The sequence below is a fragment of the Bradyrhizobium sp. SZCCHNRI1029 genome (assembly GCF_032487555.1).
Classification (GTDB): Bacteria; Pseudomonadota; Alphaproteobacteria; order Rhizobiales; family Xanthobacteraceae; genus Bradyrhizobium.
The window spans coordinates 151,815-172,310 of sequence record NZ_JAUEUK010000005.1; the positions used below are offsets into that span (position 1 = coordinate 151,815).

The following is a 20,496-nucleotide window of genomic DNA, read 5'->3' on the forward strand; positions in this document are numbered from 1 at the left end:
TTGCACCTCATGATGGTTGTGTGTCTTTTAGGGCAAGCAATCATTGGCTGAACTGGCCATGGAGATCGTGATCGATCTGAGTCCTTCGGGTCTCGCCGGTCGCGATTGCGCGACAGTCTTCGCGAGATGAGTCCCATATGCGCAGCGCAACATTGATTTGACGCTTGGTATTATCGTGCCGAGCTGATATTTTCTCAAAGCAATCTTAAGTTGTCGGAGACGGTTGAATCGCACGGGCGGCAGTGCGTCGTGCCGCAGCCATGAAAGAGTATCGTGTAGGTTGGCCATTGGTTAGCGCATGAAGGATAGCGGTGTTCCGCTTATAGGAAGGGACCAGGAGTCGAACCGGCTTCGCGAGCTTCTCCCGAGCACGAATGGACGCGCTGTCGGCGCGGTCCTGATAGGAGAGGCTGGTATCGGCAAGAGCCGTCTGGTCGAGGCACTGGCCCTAACTGCGAAGCAGCGCGGTTTCTGTGTCGCGAGGGGGGCCGCCTACGAGATGGCCGAACCTCTGCCCTATGGATTGTTCGCCGACACTTTCTCCCAATGGGCTCGCGAGCAGCCGACACTCCTCAACCATGCTCGCAATGATATGATTCGGCCGCTGTCTCGCCTGGTGCCGGCGTTCGCGGCCGCTGCGGATCTTCCTGCTCTCAAAGGACTCTCCGGACCGGACGAGCGGTTTCGGCTGTTCGAATCCGCCGTTCATCTGCTTCATGCGGTTGCAGTCGAATCTCCACTGTTGCTCGTGCTGGAGGACTTGCACTGGGCCGATCGCGAATCCTGGTCGATGTTGCTGCATTGCTTACGCTCGACGCGATCTCTCCCCTTGCTAACCGTCATGACCCTCCGTCCCGACGAGACCGGTGGCGAGCCGCTGGAACTCAGTGCGATGGCGCGTGAGAGCGAACTTCACCGGATCGCGGTTCGGCCGCTCGAGCCTGCGGACACGATGCGCATGCTTGAGTCGTTGGCAGGCGAGCGGCTTCCCGCATCGCTTGCGACGGCAATTCACCGTGAGACTGGTGGCAATCCGTTCTATGTGCGCCAGCTCTTCAACCACCTCGTCGACGAGGGAAGATTTCCGGGGCGCCAGGGCCAATGGCCCGCCGATCTCGTGACCAACGGTGTCGGCATCCCGGCCGGATTGCGTCCGCTGCTGTCGCGACGGTTCGCGCGGCTCTCGGGGCCGACCCTGGGGATGCTACGGATCGCTGCGATATTTCCGGAAGGCTTCGATCTCGGCCGATTGCAGCTTCTGATATCGGATTCCGAAGAGACGATTCTCGACCATATCGACGAGGCGATGAGGGCCGGGGTCCTCGTCGTGCGAGGTGATGGCTACGTCTTTGCGCATGCGTTGCTGCGGCGTGCCATGTACGACGAACTGAACCCCGACCGGCGAGCGATCTTGCATCGGCGCGCCGCGACGCGTCTCGCCGAGCTCGATGCCGATCCCGGAGAGATTGCACATCAGTATCACGCTTCACAGCGCATCGCGGGCGCCGAGATCGGCCGGGTCTTCGCACTGAAGGCAGCCGAGCGCGCGCGAGCGAACTATATCAGCGAGCACGAAGCTGCATTCCTTCGGATCGCTTGCGATCTCGCAGGCGATGCTGTCTCGGACGAGATGCTTCGTGATCTCGCGCTTGCCCAGGCCGCATCACTCGACGTCGAAGCCGCCGACGCGACGTCGCGCCTTCTGTTCGGCCGATGCTGGGAGCGGCAGCCATCATGGATCATGAGTTTCTTGGTGACGATTGCCCGCAGGCTGCGCGACGCCGGCGCTCCCACCGAGATGTGGCAGCCTCTGGTGGAGCGCGGACTGGAGGCCTGCGGTGCTCGCCGAGATTTGCACTGGGCCCGATTGGAGGTGCTCCGACAGCACTGGCGATGCCGATGGAATGACGGGACGTTTGAGACGATCTACCACGCGCCGGATCCGCGTGCGCTCGATCTCGTTCATCAGCTTGGAGACGAAGAGGACCGTGCCTCGGCGCTCGACCTGTATGCTCCTCGATCAATCGAACAGACAGAGCAGGTGCAACGTTGGGCCGCCGAATGGCAGAGTCCGGCGGCCATCATCCGGGCTCGAGAGGTCGTCACCCATGATTGGATCTATCGGCATGGACAACTCGCCATGGGGGTCGAAACTGCGCACGACCTGTTGCGGGATGCCAAGTGTTTCGGGTCGCTTCCTGGCCAGATCGAGGCCTTAACCTCTCTCGCGATTGCCGAGGCGAGCCTGGGCCATTTGACAAGCTCCGACGCGGCGCTGCGCGACGCGCGTGCGCTGGCTGTCCGACTGGGACCGTGGCACCGGTTGCATCTCGCCCTGGAGCTTTCCGCGGTCGCATGGCGGGCCTATTTGTATGGTGGCGACTGGACGGCAATCGGCAGAATCGCTTCGCGTGCGCTGCAGATCGTCAAGGATCATCCGGTGCGCCTTGGACAGATCGTGCTCGGCTTCGCCGCTCTGACTGAAGCGTTCTTGCCTGGCGAAAACGAATATGACGTTCGCATCGAGGCGCTGCTCCGATCCTTGGAGAACACAAATTGCGACAGACAACTGTCGGATGATGCACTTGGGCTCGGGGTCTGCGCCGCCTGGCAGCGTGAGGACGTCAAGCGCGCGCGCCGGTTCGAAGCGTTGGTCCGCACTCCAAAACACGGAAGCACGATCGGTGCAGCCGGTGAATGCCGTGAATTCATCCTCGGACGTCTGGCCGCCCTTCAGGGTCACACGGTTGCGGCATGCACACACTTCGCAAAGGCCCGCGGCGACCTTGAGCGGGCAGGCCAGGTCTGCCTCCGAGCGCTCGTCGATCTTGACGAGGCGATCGTGACGGGAACCTCAGGCGACAAGCCGTCCTCGCATGCGCTGCTGCAGCGGGGACGCGAGCAGTTCGTAGCACTCGGCATGCGAAGCTGGCAGGAGCGTGTCGATCGAGCACGGATAGAGGGAGTCGAGGTCGGGCCGCGCAACTTATACGCGCGAGGCCCTGATGATCTTTCGCCGCGAGAAATGGAGATCCTCAGCAAGCTCGCTGCCGGCAGCCGCTCCAAGGCCATTGCCGCGGAACTACGCCTTAGTGTGCCGACCGTCAACAGACACATTGCGAACATATATATGAAGATCGGCGTGAGCTCGCGCGCCGCTGCAACCGCTTACGCGATGAGACACCGTCTGAGCATGCTCCAGTGAACCAGTACACATCGATTGCATAGTTTTTATGATGGTGACGGCTGCAATGAGTGCGTAAGCTTACAGTGTGTAAAAAAATGACAGTCATGGGCGGACAACGAGTAGCAGGGCAAGGGTTCGACGTCGGGCGTCGCCGAACCCGTTCATGCGTGCTCGTCGGCGCGGTCGGAGCATTCCGGGAACAAGGCATACGCCTCTCCGGTGCTACGTCTGCGGCCGGCAAGTTGCGTCCGCCTAGGGTGGTTCAAGGGGACGTGGCATGCGTGATACAGACGGGGATATCAGCAAGGTAGACACCGCTTACACTAAGCTCAAGGACCTCGTCATCCACTATGATCTGGTCCCTGACAGCAAGGTCCGGGTGCTTCCGGGAGAGCATCTGCACATTGACGATCTGGCGGATCGCGTCAATGCGAGCGCAACGCCTGTGCGCCAAGCGCTGGAGCGCCTGCAAGGCGAGGGACTGATCGACAGCATCGCGAAGCGAGGCTTCTTTTCCAAGGTTCCGAACGCGTCCGAGCTGCAGGACCTGTATGAATTTGCCCGGCTGGTTCTTGAGCACAATATCACGAGGCCACTCGATCCGTCCTCGGTCGCGCGTCTCGGCCGGGGTTTGATGAAAGTGGAAGCCGTTGCAGTGGGCCACTCGGCAACGAAGTGCGTCAAACATCATGCGATGACCATCGAAGGCGTCTTCGAGCAGATCACGCAGCTGTCGCGAAACGAGCAGATGCTGAGAATGATGCGGAACTTCAATGATCGCAGCCGATATGTCCGATGCCTCTCGATCCTGCAAAGCCCGGATCAAGGCGCCCAGGTACGAGAATGTCTCGAGTTGATCGAATTGCTCCGCGATCAAGATCCGAAAGGTGCGTGTGCCAAATTGGAAACGCACATGTGCCGGATGATCGTCGATCTGCCTGAGCTCATCAGGGAGGCCAGGTCACGCTGGACGATGGCCGCGGCCATATAGATCTCATTTTGACCGTAATGCCTGGGGCACATCGACCTTCGACCTGTAAGAGGGTCCAAGACTCCGGTTGCGGGTGAAGCTCTGGATCCGGCATGCGGGGGGAGAATTCGCGAGGTGACCGAAGCGTAGGTCAGGTCCATCATTCGAGCCCTGGCGTGAGCGGGAGTGTATCAATGTCGGCGTGGTTTTCGAGCCGACTGGAACTGCCGCGTGAGCTCTCAAGGGCTTGGCCGGTTATCGCGGCCATTGCCATCCTGGCAATCGTGGGAGTCGCGCTGCTGTCCTACCGATTGGCCCTGAGCGCTGGGCTCGCGCAGATGAGCCGCGATTCCGATGATCGGCTCACGTTGATCGGCAGCACGTTCGATGCAACCGTTGCCCGCTTCCGATATCTGCCCACGGTTCTTTCACTCGCCGACCCGGTGCGCCGGCTGTTCCGGACACCGGGCGACGGGGCAGTCGTCGAAGCCGCTAACCGCTATCTCAAGTCGCTAAATCAGGCCGCGGGATCGGCCGAGCTCTACGTGCTGGACACGGCAGGGGTGGCGCTGGCAGCAAGCAACTATGATGGAGCAAAGAGCTTCGTCGGGCATGCGTACGACTTTCGCCCCTATTTCCAGAGCGCAATCCGTGACGGGGAAGGGCAGCTCTATGCCGTCGGGGTGACGACCGGCCTGCCTGGTTACTTCTTGTCGCAACGGATCACGGAAGGCGAGCTTACGATCGGGGTCGCCGTCGTGAAGATCGATTTGACGCCGCTGGAAGCCGATTGGGTCAGGGCCGGTGATCTGGTGGCCATGGAAGATGAAGGAGGTGTGGTGATCCTGGCCAGCCGCGCGCGGTGGAAATATCACCCGCTGCAAACGCTGCCCTCGAGCGCGGTCGCGCGTCTCAACAAGTCCCGGCAGTTCGGCGACACGATCGAGAATGCCCCGATCCTGCATTCCTCGGCGGCATCAGGCAACGTATCGGTCGGACTGGGCGACGACAATGACGTCCACGAATATGCGCTGCGTGCGCGGCATCTGCCGGCGCATGGGTGGCAGCTCCTGATCTTCTCGGATATCGGAGACGCGCGACGGCATGCAATGACGGTCGCCGCCACAGCCGGTTTTGCCGTTCTCACGGTACAGCTGCTTGGACTTGTAGCCTATCAATGGCGGCAATCGATGAAAGCCAAGGGCGAAGCAAACGAGCTGCTGGAACGAAGTGTTGCGGAGCGCACGATGGAGCTTCGCGAAGCCAATCGTCAGCTGACGAGCGAAGTCCTGGAACGGACGCGCACCGAACAGGAGTTGCGACAAACCCACGAGAGCTTGGTGCAGAGTGCGAAGCTTGCCAGTCTTGGACAGGCGCTGGCCGGGGTGGCGCATGAAATCAACCAGCCACTCGCGGCACTCACCACTTACATCGCAAGCAGCCGAGTCTTGTTGCAACGCAACGAGATCGAACGAACGGCCTTGAACCTCGACTTGATGTCGTCCATAGCCGAGCGAATGATGGCATTGATCGGTCACTTGCGCATGTTCGCGCGCAAGGAGACAGGGGCAACCAGCAGAGTCGATGTCGGTGTGACACTTGGCAATGCGATGCGGCTTCTGCAGTACCGGATCAGAAATGAAGGTATCGAGGTTGTCCTGGACTTGCCCGCGGAGCCGGCTCACGTCGAAGCGAACCCGATCCGTCTGGAGCAGGTCTTCGTCAACCTGCTCTCGAACGCGGTCCAGTCGATGCGTGATCGCCCGCGCCGAGTTCTCACGGTCTCCATCCGTCGTGCGGGGAGCACCGTTACGACCGAGGTCGCAGACACCGGGAGCGGAATCTCCGCGGATCACATGAAGTCGCTGTTCGATCCGTTCTTCACCACCAAGGAAATCGGTGAAGGGCTCGGCCTCGGTCTTTCAATCAGCTATGGAATCGTGAGGGAGCTCGGAGGCACGATTTCGGTTGAGAGTGAACCGCAAATCGGAAGCCGGTTTTGGGTGACCCTGCCGGCGCCGTCCGCGCCGGCCTAGATCTATCGGGGTATGTGGATGAGCAAATCGATTCTTGTCGTCGACGACGAGGAGATCGTTCGCAGCTCGATCAGACAATGGCTGGAGCTGGGCGGCTTCGACGTGCGCACCGCCCGAAATGCGGACGAGGCGCTTTCGATGCTTCAGGCCGAGCTGCCCGACGTGGTACTGACCGACTTCCGGATGCCGCATCGATCCGGCATCGAACTGATGCGCGACGTGCAGCGCATCGATCCCGACATTCCGGTCATACTGCTGACTGCTCACGGCGACGTTGCACTCGCGGTAGCGGCCATGCGCGAGGGCGTCTACGACTTTTTGCAGAAACCTGCCAACCCGGATCATATGTCTGCCGTGCTGGCACGGGCGGCAGAACAATCAGGATTGAAGCGTCAACTCAGGCAACTCACGAGCCGGCTCGGCGCCGAAGGTGAGCTGGAGCGACGTCTCCTCGGGACATCGCCAGCGATGGCCACGCTGCGAAAGTCCGTTGGCGAGCTCGCCGAGCACGACAGGGATGTGATCCTCTTCGGCGAGAGCGGCACGGGAAAGGAGGTCGTCGCTCGCGCACTGCACGACCTTGGTCCGCGGGCACGAGCTCCTTTCGTTGCGGTGAATTGCGCGGCCGTCCCCGCCGAGCTGTTCGAGAGCGAACTGCTGGGTCACGAGGCGGGGGCGTTTACCGGCGCACGCGGGGCTCGCATCGGGAAGTTCGAACATGCCAGCGGCGGAACCCTCCTGCTCGATGAAATTGAAAGCATGCCACACGCGTTTCAGGTCAAGATCCTGCGCGTTCTTCAGGAGCGCGTGGTCGAGCGGGTGGGATCGAACCGGTTGATCCCGATCGACGTCCGTGTGATCGCCGCCGCGAAGGCCGATCTCGCGGCCGACAGCCGCAGCGGCCGCTTTCGTGCCGATCTCTACTTCCGCTTGGCCGCGGCGGAGATCCGTCTGCCGCCGCTGCGCGAACGGGGCAACGACGTGCTGCTGCTATTCCAGCATTTCGCCGCGGAAGCCGCCCGGCGCAGCGGCCGTGACTTGACCCCACTCGGAGCCGAGGATTTCGATGCGCTGCTGACCCATGACTGGCCAGGCAACGTTCGGGAATTGAAGAACGTGGCTGAACGCTACGCGCTCGGCCTGGCCGCAACGGGTCGCCGCGTCGCGGAAATTCTGCGGCGGGCCGAAGGAGCGGGCGCAAGGCGCTCGCTCTCCGAGCGTGTCGCAGCTTATGAGCGCATGCTGATCGAGGCGTCTTTGCTGGAGCACAACTGGTCGGTTGTGGCGGTCATGGAAAGTCTCGGCGTGCCACGGCGGACGCTCAACGAAAAAATGGCAAGGTACGGCTTGCTGCGACCCAGCCGAACCTCCTGCTAGGCACGAGGCGGATTCCCGCTCACACGCCGACGCGGATCGGCGGAATTCCGCTGAGCGCCGCGAGCCCGTTTCACGCGGGGCGCAATGCAACCATCTGAAATCGCTTTGTTTGCCGGCGCGGTCGGCGGCCGCGGCCGGCTGGCACGCGGGTTGCTCAGGCATGAGCACGATTGGCCTTAGAGCCTAAGAAAACGTGCACTCGGAGGACGCCATGAATTTTGAGCGAGCTATCAACCCCACCCTCGTTGCGGCCGCCGATGAAGCACGCCGTGACGGCCTTGGGATGGGTAGCCGCTTGCGCGCGATCTTCGTCGGCTCGATCGGAAATCTGGTGGAATGGTATGACTTCTACGCCTATGCTGCGTTTGCGTTGTATTTCGCCAAATCGTTCTTTCCTGAGGGCGACGAGGTCGTGCAGCAGTTGAACGCCGCGCTGCTGTTTGCCGCCGGCTTTCTCGTCCGCCCACTCGGAGGCTGGCTATTCGGCCATTTTGCCGATCATCATGGCCGCCGCAATGCCCTGACCTTGTCGGTCTTGATGATGTGCTTCGGCTCTCTGATCATCGCCGTGACGCCCACCTATGCGTCGATCGGCTTTGCGGCGCCGGTCCTGCTTGGCTTCGCGCGAATCGTGCAGGGAATCAGCCTTGGCGGTGAATATGGCGCCAGCGCAACTTACCTGAGCGAGGTCGCGGACGAAAAGAACCGCGGATTCTATTCCAGCTTCCAATATGTGACGTTGATTGGCGGCCAGCTCTGCGCGATCGTCGTTCTCCTGGTCTTGCAGAAGGTGCTCCTGACGGAGGAGCAGCTTCGGGGATGGGGCTGGCGTATTCCGTTCGTCATCGGCGCGCTGCTGGCCGTCGTGGCCGCCGTCATGCGCCGCAACCTGCACGAAACGGATATATTCACCCGCGCGAAGTCTGCAAGACAGGGGAGTTCGCTGCGCGCGCTGGGGCAGTTCCGACGTGAAGTCCTGCTTGTTGTTGGACTAACAATGGGGGGAACTGCGGCCTTCTACACCTATACCACCTACATGCAGAAATACCTGAAGCTCTCCGTCAAGCTGACCGATGATCAAACGACCATGGTCACGGCCTGTAGCCTGATCTTCGCAATGGTGCTGCAGCCGCTCTATGGCGCCCTTTCCGATCGCATCGGACGCAAATGGCTGTTGATCGGGTTCGGACTGGGCGGAACTCTGTTCACGATTCCGCTTCTGAACACGCTGCAGGGAGTCCACGATCCGTTTACCGCATTCCTCCTGATCGCGGCGGCGTGGTTGATCGTATCCGGCTATACCTCGATCAATGCGGTGGTCAAGGCCGAACTGTTCCCAACTGCAATTCGAGCAACGGGCGTAGCTTTGCCATATGCATTGACCGTCTCGATCTTCGGCGGCACGGCAGAGTCGATCGCGCTTTGGTTCAAGTCGATCGGTCACGAAAGCTGGTTCTATTTCTACCTCACTGGCTGCATTGCGACCTCTCTTGTCGTCTATCTCGCCATGCGCGACACCCGGCGGCACTCGGCGATCGATCGTGAGCAGAAAGCGAGATGAGCGGCGCGTCGCATGAGCGCGCGACGCGCCGCGCAGCCTTCGGCTCAAGCCCGCCGGATCAGCAATCCTCGCGCAGCAGGTATCGATATGGACAGCGAATTCAATCGAGTCGATGTTGCCTACGCCCGAATCAAGGAATTGGTCACACATTACGAGTTGACGTCGGAGTCGAAGATCATTTTGCCAGGCGAGCACCTGCGCATCGACGAGCTTGCGGACTATGTCAGGGCGAGCGCGACACCGGTGAGACAAGCTCTCGAGCGTCTTCATGGCGAGGGACTGATTGATATCGTTCCGAAGCGAGGCTTCTTCTCGAGGGTCCCGGACGCAGCGGAGCTGCAGGACCTCTATGAGTTTGCTCGGCTGGTACTCGCGTATAATCTCAGGAAGGCTTTGGAGTCGTCGTCGGCCGTACGCTTTGGCCGAAGCGCGATGAGAGTGGCGGCGCTTCCGCCCGCGAATTCGGCAAGGAATCGCGCCAAGCATTATGCTGCCGCCATCGAGGGTGTGTTCGAGCAGATCGCGCAGATATCGAGGAACGAGGAGATGCTGCGAATGATAAAGAACTTCAACGACCGCAGCCGGTATATTCGATGCCTCGTCATCTCCCAAGACGCCGATCCGGACTCCGAGCTCCGTGACTGTCTTGATATCGCGGACGGCGTCCGCAGCCAGAACGCCGCGCGCGCGTGCGCGCGCCTGGAAGCACACATGCACCGAACGATCGCAAATTTGCCAGAATTGATACGGGAGGCCAGATCGCGCTGGGCCATTGCCGCCGCTGCAGGCTGAACCATCCCACCTGGTGGTCTCGCACTCACGGCGCCCGCGAAGTTCGACGGTCGATCGTTGCCATCGATCGAGCTGGCGGGTCGTTTGCGTTCGTGTGGACTGGCAAACTGGTCTTTAGCTGCAGTCTCGTGCCGACCTTACTCGACGTTTGCGGACGTGTGCGGCCGACCGCAAGGAGCCGCTCCTGATAGTTGCGCTCGAACCGTTCACGGTCGACGAGCAGCGGCCGCGCTTTGAGGGCTACCTCAGCATCCCGGGCATCCAGGCCCTGGAGCGCTATGAGGAAGTGGAGCTAAGCCGGTATTGATGAACTACAAAAGATCCGCCGGGTATTCGAGGAGGTGCGGCCTTATGGCTCGCTCGATGCCGAAGCCGCCTACAAGAACGCTGAGCTTGCCCGCGAAGCGGCTGGCAGCCGGGTCAACCGCGCCAGCCGCGCGCTCCAGCTCGAGACCGAACTGCGCATCGATTCGGGCCGCCGCGCCGACCGCTTCGCTGGCGGCTCTCGGGCGCAACCGGGCGGCGCGCAATCGTCAACAGGCAGCAAGGGTGCGGCATGATATGCGGCAGGTCGTGCGCCGCAAGCGCACGCGGCATCTCATTGAACTCGGCGGCCTCGTCGTCAAGGCTCGTGTCGTGGACTTGACCGGCGATGATCGCGGACCGATCGCCGCTCGGGATCATCGCGGCCGGGCCGGTCATGGATGGTCAGAACAGGGTCGAGAGCGCGCGCATCCTGACGATGAACGCAAAGGCGCGCGAGATCCTGCGGCAGGACCCATCACGTTTTCAGATTCACACCATCGGCGAACTGATCCGACATACCAGCAATCCGCTGGGCTGGACGGTCGTCAAGACCGTGCAGGATGGCCAGGCAACGCGGATCGACTATCACAGCCCGGACGGTGAGCTGTTCTCGATGGTGATCGAATATGTCGCCCAGATCGTCCTGATCTCCCTGGCGGAGCTGAACCGGTCGGAACAGCCGGAGATTGAACAGCAGCCGGAGGTGAGGACAGCAACCCTCTTCGCACGGATGATCGGGCTGAGCTGAGATCGGCAAGTCGTCTGCGCGCCGCCTCGCGCAGACGATGCTCAGGAGCCGTCCGCCGATCTCGGGATGGTCCAGGCGCTCCAGGGCCGCCCCAACGCCGTTGGGACGGTGTTTCTAGAATCTGTCCTGGCCACCGTAACTTGGTGCCGTTCAATGTTGACCAACGACCCTGTAACGCCATCTTACAAGAACTCCACCCGAACTAACTACGTCGGCTCCTTCGACCGAGAGTCGTTGTGGCAAGCGCGGCGTAGGCTTGCACGGAGCTCTCCGGCGCAAGGGTCCTTCAGTCGAGGCAACCTCAGTCCGCCTTACGACGAAGCTTGCGCTGCAGTTCTCGCTCATGCTCGCATATTCTTCGGCGACCCCGCCGCGCCTGCTTGGTGCGCTCGGGATGTGAAAGTAGTATCGGGACGGGAACGTTATCCCGGAACGTCCTAATCCATGACGGGCCCGGCTCTTTGAGAACCAGCGCTTTGATCTGAACGATCATCGGTCACTGCTCGTCGTGCAACATCCAAGACGACCTTGATTTCGCAAATCGGGTCGTTGAGGTGTCGACCATGCCGACCCGCTGCGTCGGCGTTTCGCCGAGCGTCACCACCATCAAGGGTACCGATGAGCGCAGCATGGCCCACGACCTACGAACCGGCGATCGCGAGGGCTTGCGTATCACCCATTGCTGGCATTCCGTCGTCCGGCGAGCCCGCTGGCCGAGCGCTGCGACGGCGTCCGCCCCGATACGGTAGGGCATCTAAGGCCGACCGCCTGCGTCGTTCGTTAGGGATCACAGCGCCAACCGGCCCGGGAAGCCGCTCTCGCACGACGTGGGCGCCGCATCCTTAGTGCGTTCCACGACCACGCGATTTCGGCCCGCCGTCTTGGCTGCGTAAAGCGCCTTGTCTGCGCGGTTGACCAGATCGAGGAGCTTGTCGCGCGGATCGTCGAGAGGCGCGAGCCCGATGCTGACGGTCACGCGTTCGCTGCCCGGCAGCCAAGTCCCGACGTTCGACACCGACCGTCTCACCTGCTCGGCCACGTGTTCGGCCGAGGTCTTGCTCAGGCCGATCAGCGCGACGCAAAACTCTTCACCGCCGTAACGGCCGACCAGATGCGGCGCGCCGCAGAATGTCTGCAACTGGTCGGAGAGCCCGACCAGCACCTTGTCGCCGAAGGCATGGCCGAACCGATCGTTGATCCGCTTAAAGTGGTCGGCGTCGACCATCATGAAGACAAACGGACGCCGAGTGCGGATTGCTTCGGTCAGCAGTGCTTCCGCCTGTTCGAAAAAGGTGCGACGGTTGAGACAGCCGGTCAGAGGGTCGCGCGAGGCAAGATATTGCAACTCGAGATTCTGATCGGAGATATGCCGCTGTGCCTTGCGCAGCTCCTCGACCGAGGCGCTCAGCCGCATATTGGTTTCATGCAAGGCCGTCACGTCGGTGAACGTGACGATGGCGCCGCGTGCCGTCCCGCTGCCGTCGAGGATGCGCGTCGCGTTGACGACGAGCCGGTGCATGCCGCCGCCGGCATCGCGAATGCTCAGCTCCGCGCCGAGCACCGGATGCTCATGTTCCAGGGCGACACGCCACGGCAGATCGCTTGGCGCAACCGGAGCCGCCACCGACGAAAGCCACGGCAATCCGCTGGCCGGAGAGCCGAGCTCAAGTTCGCCACCGGTCAGAACGTTGTGTTTGAAGGCCCGGTTTGCGAGCAGCACGCGCTCGTCGTCGTCAATGATCAGCACGCCCTCAGCGAGGGTATCGAACGCCGCCTCGATCCGCTTCGGAATCGTGCGACTCGGATCGAGCTCGCGCAGGGCGCGGCCAAGCACCAGGTAGAAGCCGGCAAAGCCCGTAACCGCCATGAATCCCACGAACGCGAACAGGGCCGGCCCCAGATTGAGCGGGTTCGCTCCGCTGGTGAGCGGCCTGAAGGCGATCTCGATCCGACCGGCAGGCGTGTCATCATTGAACAGCGGCACCTGGATATGCGTCGCGGTCGACTTGCCGTCGGGCAGCTCGCGCCAGTGGGTCAGGTGGCGATCGGATCCGGCGAGGATATTGCCATGCGCGTCGCGGATGGCAATGGAGAGGATGGCTGGGCTGCGGCTGACCACGACGTCGATCGTGTCCTTGATCGCGGCCGTGTCATTGCGGCTGGCGAGGACGGCGAGTTGCACCGCCAGCGCGGTTGCGGTGACGCCGCGCTGCTCCAGCTCGGCTCTCTCCTCGTTTGGCAGCAAGCCAAGCGAGGCGGCGACGAGAATTAGGCTGACGGTCAAGGATACCAGACCGAGGCTGAGCTGGAGTTTGGGGGACAGCCATCGCTTCATCACGTGATGTCCGCGAGCGATCGACCGGCTCCCTGGCCGCCCTCGAACATCGCATCAACCTCGGATGTGGCGCGGGTCCTTTCCGTCCTCCGCGGCCGCAGCACCACCATCAAAGGATCGAAGCCGCGCCACAGCGGGACCGAGGCCAGGAACGCGGCGAGCAGCGTCCCGCCGCGCAGCAGCCAAGCGATGAAGCCGACGGTCAGGACCGAGCTTGCGGCCGCAATGGTGAATTCGGCGGCCCTCAATGACCTCGCGGCGGAGCGGGCCACACGCGAAATTTCCTCGGCAATGGTGGTCGCGAGCGCTTCGCGATTGAGGCGCGACAGCGCAAGATCGACCATGCTTCCGGCTGGCGCAGGCGCGATCGTGGTGGGCGGCGCGGATAAGATCGGTGGCTCGGGGGCAGCTTGGGCGGGTTGGCTCGGCGGCGGCACGGGTGCGGCGGCCGGCGGAGCCGCAGCGGCATGCTCGGCTGCGGACTTTGCCGGGCCGGCTGCAGGGCCTTGGCCTGCCGAACCCTGGGAAGCGCTCGAGGCAGAGGCCGCACCGCCCAAGCCGCCATGGCCACCTCCAGCACCGCCGCTGGTCCTTCCATTGTTCACTGACTCAGCTGCGGCTCCAAAGCCGTTCAAGACGCCGGAATCGGGCGTGGAGGACGGCGAGGGGGGAATCAGAGCGGGCGTCGATGGGGCCGGAATGAGATCCGTGTTCGCGGACGATGAGCCATTGCCGGCCGTCCCGGGCGCGGCAGCCGCAAACAGGTAACGATTGCCCGGCGCACTCACGCTCCCCGGCGGCACCGACTGGTAGGTCGCGTTCCAGATCGCAGGATTGCCGCTGTCCAATCCGCCGAAACTGTCGGCGCCGGGTGCGGCCGAATAGATCAGCCAGCGGCCGGACGTCGCGCTCACCGCGCCGCTGCCGGCATTGTTGATGAAGGCACGAGCTGCCGATAGGACCGGGCTTGCGGCGACCACCGCGCTGCCGCTTGCGATCGTCAGGTCGCCGGCCGAGAGGATCGTCGCGTTGGCGTTGGCGCTGATTCCGCTGATCCCCTGTACCGCACCGATGGTCAAACTCTGTGCGTTGTTGAAGGTGAGCGCGCCGATGCCGCTGGCGGCAAGCGTGCCGACAGTGTTGTTGGCGCCAAGCACGTAGCTCGTTCCGCCCGACAGCCGCAGCGCCGTAGCAGCGATGGCGCCGCCGATCTGGCTCACCGCACCAGTGTCACTGATCACCACCGGCGCCGCGCCTGAGGTGATCGTGGCGCCGAGCCGGTCGCCGCCGCGACCGTCGAGGATGAGGGTGCCGGTGCCGTTGTTGGTGATCGCAACCCCGGCTGCAGACGTGTCGATTCCGACAGCCGAGGCGGACGAGGTGCTGCCTGCAAGGGTGACCGCGCCCGAGTTGGCCGTAATGGCGTTGCTACCGCTGGCGACGAGGCCGGATGCGGTGCTGCTCGTCCCCCTCAGCTGCAGGTCGCCTGAGGTCGTGAGCGTGCTGCCTTGATCGATCGTCACTCCGGCCCCGCTGGTGCTCGTGCCGGCGAACGTCACGGCGGTTCCGCTCAGATTGTCGATCGTGGTGCTGCCCCGCAAATAGATGCCGTTGCCGCTGGTCGAGCTGCCTGAGATCGACGTGGTGCCGGAGGAGGTCACATTGGCGTTGACCGCGACGCCGCTTCCGCCGCTACTCGTTCCGCTGATCGACACAAGCCCCGAGCCGCTGGTGGCGAGCGTCCCGCGCAGTTGCAGGCCATCAGCGGACACCGAAGTGCCTTGCAGGATCAAAGCGCCGCTCGTCGCGGTCAGCGTGTTGCCTCCGTTGGCGACCATGCCGACATTGCTGTTCGAGGTGCCGGTCAGCGTCACACTTCCCGTTGCGGTGAAGCTGGCGAGCGATGCCAACACGCCATAACCCGTGCTCGACGTTCCAGCCAGCGACATGGTGCCAGATGTAGTTACAGCAGAGAAATTCCGGAACTGGAGTCCGTAGCCGGACGGATTGAATCCCGAAATGGCCAGCGTGCCAGCGCCGGAATTGCTGATGGCGTCGGTGCCGGCAAAGAGCACGCCGGCGCTCCCGCTGTTCGTCGGCCCCGTGTCGTTGGAGGTTCCAGTGATGGTCAGCGATCCGCTGCCCGAGTTACTGACCGTCGCACCGGAGAAGTAAGTGCCGACCGTCGAGCCCGACCCGCTCGTGGCGGTGGAGATGCCGCTGACGGCGACGTTCCCGCCCGTTACGGCGAGGCTCGAGGCTGATCCAAAGCTGACGCCGTCGCTCGCCGTCGAGATGCCCGCGAACGATACGTTGCCGGACACAGTGTTCGTCCCGGTGAAGTTCACGCCAAAGCCGCTGTTTGACGTGCCCGAGAACGTCGCCGTGCCGGTCCCCTGGTTATCGATGGTCGTGGCGCCCTGGAAGAAGACGCCGCTGCCGGAGGTCGAGCTGCCTGCAAAGCTCGGCGTGCCGTTCAGAATCGTGACGATGTTGCTGCCTTTGAACGACAGGCCTTCACCGCTTCCCGACGACCCGTTCAGTGAGACGGAGCCCAGGGTGGTCAGATTGCTGCCGGTATTGAAGCGGATGCCACGACTGGCGCTGGGTGTGCTGCCGATCAGCTGGAATGTGCCGGTCCCCGCGTTGGTCAGCGCCAAGGTGCCGTTGCCCTGATCCCAGACGCCATTCGAACCCGTCGAGGAGCCGCTCAGCGTGAGATTGCCCGAGTTGCTGGTGATCGCGGAGCCGTTCAGGTACAGGCCGTAGGAGGTGCCGGTGTCGGTGCCGGAGATCGAGATGTTGCCCGACGTCGTCAGGTCGGAATTGATGGCCGCGCCAAATCCCCCTCCCGCGCCCGCAGCCGAACTGCCTGAGATCGAAAGAGCTCCCGTCCCGGAATTGGTCAGCGTTGTTGGTGTGGCGGTAAAGAAGACGCCGATGCCGGTGGTACTGGCTCCGCTGACGGTAAGGTTTCCGGCAGTGTTGGTGACGAGGTTCGAGCCTTGGAATTCGACACCGTTGGAGGTGATCGATGTGCCGGTGAGCGTGACCGTGCCCGACGTGGTCAGGCCCACGCCTGAGTTAAATGCGATGCCCTGGGATCCGGATGAGGTCGTGACCGTGCCGTTCAGCGCGAGCGTGCCGCCACCAGAGTTGGTGAAGGTGTTGTTGCCACTGTTGATCGAGAATCCGACGTTGGATGACGTCGTCCCGCTCAGGGTCAGACCGCCGGAATGATCGGTGATGGTGTTGTTGCCCAGCAGATAGACGCCGACACTGCTGTTCGACGTTCCGGTGATGCTGACTGCGCCGGCGGTATCCAGACTCGCACCGGCCTGCAACACGAACGCCGGCAACGTGGGGCTGCTTCCGCTGATGCTCAACGTGCCGCCGCCGGTGTTGGTGATGGCGTTCGATCCGGCGAATACGACCCCGTTGCCGGAGGCCGAGGTGCCCGTGAGCGTCAGAGCGCCGACGTTGAGGGTGCTATTGGCCAGCCAGACAGCCGCGTTGCTCCCCGCCTGAACTGCGGACCCGGTCAGCGCGCCGCCATTCGTGTCGATGGTTGCGCCGTTGATAACGAGCGAGCCCGAGCTTCCGGACGCAGCCAGATTGACGTTGAGGGCTCCGCCGGTGGCCGTGATGCTGCTGCTGACATTCACGTCGCGGCCGGCCGACACCGAGAATGTCCCGCCGCCGCTGGTGCTGATGCCCGCATTGACGTTGACGTCACGCGCGGCGTTCAACGTCAGCGAGTGGCCGCTGGCCCAGGTCACGGCGTTCGCCACGGTGATGTCGCCGCTCTGTGACCCGCCGCTTCCGGTGTCGACGGTGACATTTGCCGTCGCCAGCGCGCCTTGCAGCGTGGCGACCGACAGCACCGAGCTGTTGCCGGTCGGCGAGTAGGTGTTGCCGCTGCTCGACATGTTGCTATCGGCCGCGGTCGAGATGGTCACGTCATAGGGGTCGAGCAGCAGCGTGCCGGTCTTGCCGCCCGTGGCGGTCAGGTCGACACTGCCGCGGAAGTCCAGCAGGCCGTGGCTCGAGACCTCGGCGCCGCCGCCATTGCCGCCATCAGCGCCGGTCGCAACGACGCTGCCGCGGAAGTCGGTCGTCTGCTCCGACCACAGCACGACCTTGCCGCCATCGCCGGCACTGCCTTTCGCCGAGATGGTCGCGCCCTGCGCGACCGAAGTGGTCTCGGCCGTCGGCACGTCATCGGCGACCAGCTTCGCGGACGGATCCCGGTCGCCGCGCATATCGCCGCCGATCAGCACCTTGCCGCCGCTCTTGCCGTCGGCGCTCACCTTCGCGGTCGCGGTCAGCGCAACCTTCTTCCCGGTCACCACGATGGTGCCGCCGGCATTGCTGCGGCCGCCATTGGCCGCAAGCCGTCCTGATATGGTCACCGCGCCGCTTCCGCCGCCGAGCACGATGCGGCCGGAGCGGCCCGACAGCGAGCGGGCGCTGAGCACGCCGGACACGTTGACCACGTCGCGCACGGCCTGCTGGGCCGCCGCCGCCTTGATCTCGATCGCGCCGCCCGCCGCCTTGATCCTGCCGGCGATGTCGATGATCGCCTTGCCATCGGCGGTGGTGGACTTGGTGGGAAGCGCGACCTGCAGGAAGCCGTCGCCTGTCGGATTGAGCGTGATCGCCTCTCCGGCGCCGAGCCCGACGCGGCCGAGCGGCACGGTGATCGTGCCGCTGTTGGACACGGTCCCGCCGATCAGCCCGACAAATGCACCGCTCGCGCCGGAAATCGCGCCGGCATTGCTGACGGCGGCCGAAGCGCCCTTGCCGGTGAAGATCAGGCGGCCGGCGTTGAAATCGGCATTGCCGATGTCGAGCGTCGAGGCCACGAAGCCGCCGCCAACCTGCACCGACCCAGTTGGCGTGATTGCGATGCCGTTGGGATTGACCAGGAACACCTGCCCGTTTGCGCTGACCTGGCCGGCAATGGTCGAGGTCGTCGTCCCCGTGACCCGATTGAGGATGGCTGCGCTCGAGTTCGGCTGGACGAAGTTGACGCTGTTTCCGGCACTGACAGAGAAGCTGTTCCAGTCGACGATCGCCCTGGAGGATGTCTGGTTGATCGTGAGGGTATTGCCCGCCGGCGCGCCGATCGTGGCCTGACCTGACACGACGCTGCCGCCCTGCGGCAGACCGGCCTGCGCCAGCGCGCGCGATGATATGGCGAGCAGAGAGGTGCAGCCGAGCAAGAGGGCAGCGCGTCTGCGCCATCCGCTCGCCGCTCGCGCGTTTCGTGCGTGGTCGAACGCGCGCATCAGAAGCTCACCGTGCCCAGGACATTGGCCCGCCAGCCCTGCCGCACGCCGCTGACGTCGGTGAAGCCGCGCGCGATCTCGACTGCAAGGCTCGCATCGGCGGAGCTGCCGGGAATGCTGACGCTGCTGCGGACGCCGGTCCCCACGGCTCCCGCGTTGAGGGCGGCTTGTTCGACGGCCGAGGGACTCGCGATCCAGCCCCGGCCGCCGGCTGCAAACAGATAGGGCGATGCGGCGGCCCCCGTGCCGAACGCATTGAACACGAACGGGTAGGCCAGCTCTCCGCGCAAGGTGAAGCCCTCATCGGCATTCAACGTGCCGGACGCGAAGGCAGACAGCGCGTCGCTTCCGTCGAGCGACAGCTGCTCGGAGCGCAGCATGGCCTTGCCGCCGGTGATCTGGCTGGTGCCGATGACATCGAAGCGGAAGCCGGCGGGCAAAGGTTGCGACAGGCGCGCGGTGGCCGCAAGCTTGACGAAGTCGGGCGTCGCGCCGATCCGCGACAACGGCACGCGCGAGGTGATCGCGTCCTCGGCATTGCGTCCGCCGAGCCCCTTCGAGAGCTGCGCTCCGAGCTGCAGCCCTGCCTGCGACGGCAACGTCGTGGCGTAGTCGATGCCGCCGCGAAGCACGCGGTAATGATCGTGGCTGAGCGCCACCCCGAAATCCGGCGCCGAGATCTGCTGCTCGACATCCTCGACGGCGAGGTTGGCGTAGAGCGACGCCTTTCGCGACAGCTCGATCGGCCCGCGCAGGCGTAGCGCGAACCGGTCGAAGCTGCCGAGCGAAGCGGGGGCGCCGGGCGTCTGCTTCGTGACCGTCCGCGAATGCGTGTATTCCGGATTGACCGTGATGCCGTCCGCTCCGATCGGCACGACGGCCCCGCCGCCGTAGAGCGAGACCGGCGCGTCGCCTGCCGAGGCCGCACGCAAATCCGTGCTGAGTCCGGCCGTGCCGTAGATCTGCTCGCCAGCGCCGAGCGCGCTGTTGAGCGCCAGCGTGCCGCGCAGCTGCCAAGTGTCGAGCGAACGCGACAGGCGATCGTCGGCTCCGGCCGAGCCCGAGATCAGCCGATGCTCGCCCTCGAGCACGAGCCGTACCCCGCCTTCGCGCGTGCCGCGCACCAGGGTGCTGCGCAGCCTCAAGCCGGGAACGTCGCCCGCGATCAGCAGCGCACGCTCGATCTGTTCGGTCGTGAGATGCGGCCGCCCCAGCAGCAAGTTGGTCCGGCCGGCGACCACGTTTCGCACGCGCTCAGGAAGCGTATTGACGTCGATCGCTTCGATGAAGCCGTCGATGACAACAAGGCGAAGTGTCCCGCCGTCGACCAGCTGTTGCGGCGGCACGCTGACCCGCACCAGCGGATAGCCGGCGCGCGAATAGAGGCCTTCGAGGTTGGTCGCGAGCGCATAGATCTGGGCAACGCTGACACGTTGGCCCTTGACGCGAGCGATCAGGGGGTCGGTGAGCGTGCGAAGCTCGGGAAACGCGCCATCGAGCTGCGCCTCGCCGACCACGACGGCCATGGCTGCGTTGCCGGGCGGCACGGCCGTTTCCAGCGGCCCCGGTAGTCGCAACGGCTGCTCGCCCGCCGGGAATTGAGGTCGCAGGCTCGGCGGAGTCACCTGACTGGGAGCTGCGATCTGGGATAGCGCGGACGAGGAGTACATCAGCGCCCCGATACTGGCTGCGGCACATAGAAGGGAGCTGACAGGCTTCGCCATATGCCGCTTCGACTCATGTCACTCCGCGAGCCAACGGTGTTGTCCGAGGCGCGCGCACTTCTTTCAGCCCAACGACCTAAGCGCTTCATGCTTAATGGGACGTTGAAGTGGAGCTCTCTGCGGGGCCAGCCAGTAATTCCACGGAGCGATCATGAGCCAGCCAGCGCCA

The 20,496-nt window shown here is 63.8% G+C and carries 10 protein-coding genes and 2 pseudogenes; 9 read left to right on the plus strand and 3 right to left on the minus strand.

Going from position 1 to position 20,496, the window contains the following annotated elements; translation table 11 throughout:
• Window positions 1–298: 298 nt before the first annotated feature.
• The 9 genes and pseudogenes from QW861_RS15800 to QW861_RS15840 all read left to right on the plus strand — a co-directional run bounded on the left by QW861_RS15800 (window position 299) and on the right by QW861_RS15840 (window position 10,977).
• The gene (locus QW861_RS15800; RefSeq protein ID WP_315751854.1) at window positions 299–3,205 is read left to right on the plus strand and encodes a helix-turn-helix transcriptional regulator; all 2,907 of its coding nucleotides are present in this window, start codon (window positions 299–301) and stop codon (window positions 3,203–3,205) included.
• Window positions 3,206–3,464: 259 nt separating this feature from the next.
• The gene (locus QW861_RS15805) at window positions 3,465–4,178 is read left to right on the plus strand and encodes a GntR family transcriptional regulator (protein ID WP_316193239.1); all 714 of its coding nucleotides are present in this window, start codon (window positions 3,465–3,467) and stop codon (window positions 4,176–4,178) included.
• A 173-nt stretch (window positions 4,179–4,351) separates the two neighbouring features.
• Window positions 4,352–6,193 carry an ATP-binding protein gene (locus tag QW861_RS15810; RefSeq protein WP_316173590.1) on the plus strand — a complete coding sequence of 614 codons (1,842 nt, stop codon included), beginning with the start codon at window positions 4,352–4,354 and terminating at the stop codon, window positions 6,191–6,193.
• An 18-nt stretch (window positions 6,194–6,211) separates the two neighbouring features.
• Window positions 6,212–7,570, plus strand: coding sequence for a sigma-54 dependent transcriptional regulator (locus QW861_RS15815; RefSeq protein WP_315715081.1), 1,359 nt, complete (start codon window positions 6,212–6,214; stop codon window positions 7,568–7,570).
• 283 nt (window positions 7,571–7,853) lie between these two features.
• Window positions 7,854–9,131, plus strand: coding sequence for an MFS transporter (locus tag QW861_RS15820; RefSeq protein ID WP_315751954.1), 1,278 nt, complete (start codon window positions 7,854–7,856; stop codon window positions 9,129–9,131).
• 12 nt (window positions 9,132–9,143) lie between these two features.
• Window positions 9,144–9,923 (plus strand): GntR family transcriptional regulator, encoded by a 780-nt coding sequence (locus QW861_RS15825; protein WP_315715082.1) that lies wholly within the window; start codon window positions 9,144–9,146, stop codon window positions 9,921–9,923.
• A gap of 302 nt (window positions 9,924–10,225) precedes the next feature.
• Window positions 10,226–10,417: pseudogene (locus QW861_RS15830) on the plus strand (conjugal transfer protein TraA); the annotation flags it as partial.
• 67 nt (window positions 10,418–10,484) lie between these two features.
• Window positions 10,485–10,583, plus strand: a pseudogene (locus QW861_RS15835) (conjugal transfer protein TraD); the annotation flags it as partial.
• Between the two features lie 82 nt (window positions 10,584–10,665).
• A complete protein-coding gene (locus tag QW861_RS15840; RefSeq protein WP_315751956.1) occupies window positions 10,666–10,977 on the plus strand; it encodes a hypothetical protein in 312 nt (103 codons plus the stop codon).
• A 787-nt stretch (window positions 10,978–11,764) separates the two neighbouring features.
• Here the strand turns inward: QW861_RS15840 and QW861_RS15845 are convergent.
• From QW861_RS15845 to QW861_RS15860, 3 genes are read right to left on the minus strand one after another with little or no spacing between them, the layout of a single operon-like run.
• Window positions 11,765–13,312: a diguanylate cyclase gene (locus QW861_RS15845; RefSeq protein ID WP_315751856.1), complete on the minus strand. Its 1,548-nt coding sequence runs from the start codon at window positions 13,310–13,312 to the stop codon at window positions 11,765–11,767.
• Window positions 13,312–18,603 (minus strand): filamentous hemagglutinin N-terminal domain-containing protein, encoded by a 5,292-nt coding sequence (locus tag QW861_RS15850; protein ID WP_410052330.1) that lies wholly within the window; start codon window positions 18,601–18,603, stop codon window positions 13,312–13,314. Before QW861_RS15850 ends, QW861_RS15845 begins: the two co-directional genes overlap by 1 nt.
• Complete coding sequence (locus QW861_RS15860) at window positions 18,603–20,150, minus strand: ShlB/FhaC/HecB family hemolysin secretion/activation protein (RefSeq protein ID WP_316193242.1); 1,548 nt, start codon at window positions 20,148–20,150, stop codon at window positions 18,603–18,605. Before QW861_RS15860 ends, QW861_RS15850 begins: the two co-directional genes overlap by 1 nt.
• Window positions 20,151–20,496 lie beyond the last annotated feature (346 nt).

Bases quoted from the DNA above. Each gene is read 5' to 3' on its own strand.
- QW861_RS15805 (WP_316193239.1), top strand. From the start codon at position 3,465: ATGCGTGATACAGACGGGGATATCAGCAAGGTAGACACCGCTTACACT.
- QW861_RS15810 (WP_316173590.1), top strand. From the start codon at position 4,352: ATGTCGGCGTGGTTTTCGAGCCGACTGGAACTGCCGCGTGAGCTCTCA.
- QW861_RS15825 (WP_315715082.1), top strand. From the start codon at position 9,144: ATGAGCGCGCGACGCGCCGCGCAGCCTTCGGCTCAAGCCCGCCGGATC.
- QW861_RS15820 (WP_315751954.1), top strand. From the start codon at position 7,854: ATGGGTAGCCGCTTGCGCGCGATCTTCGTCGGCTCGATCGGAAATCTG.
- QW861_RS15840 (WP_315751956.1), top strand. From the start codon at position 10,666: ATGAACGCAAAGGCGCGCGAGATCCTGCGGCAGGACCCATCACGTTTT.
- QW861_RS15850 (WP_410052330.1), bottom strand. From the start codon at position 18,603: ATGCGCGCGTTCGACCACGCACGAAACGCGCGAGCGGCGAGCGGATGG.
- QW861_RS15845 (WP_315751856.1), bottom strand. From the start codon at position 13,312: ATGAAGCGATGGCTGTCCCCCAAACTCCAGCTCAGCCTCGGTCTGGTA.
- QW861_RS15815 (WP_315715081.1), top strand. From the start codon at position 6,212: ATGAGCAAATCGATTCTTGTCGTCGACGACGAGGAGATCGTTCGCAGC.
- QW861_RS15800 (WP_315751854.1), top strand. From the start codon at position 299: ATGAAGGATAGCGGTGTTCCGCTTATAGGAAGGGACCAGGAGTCGAAC.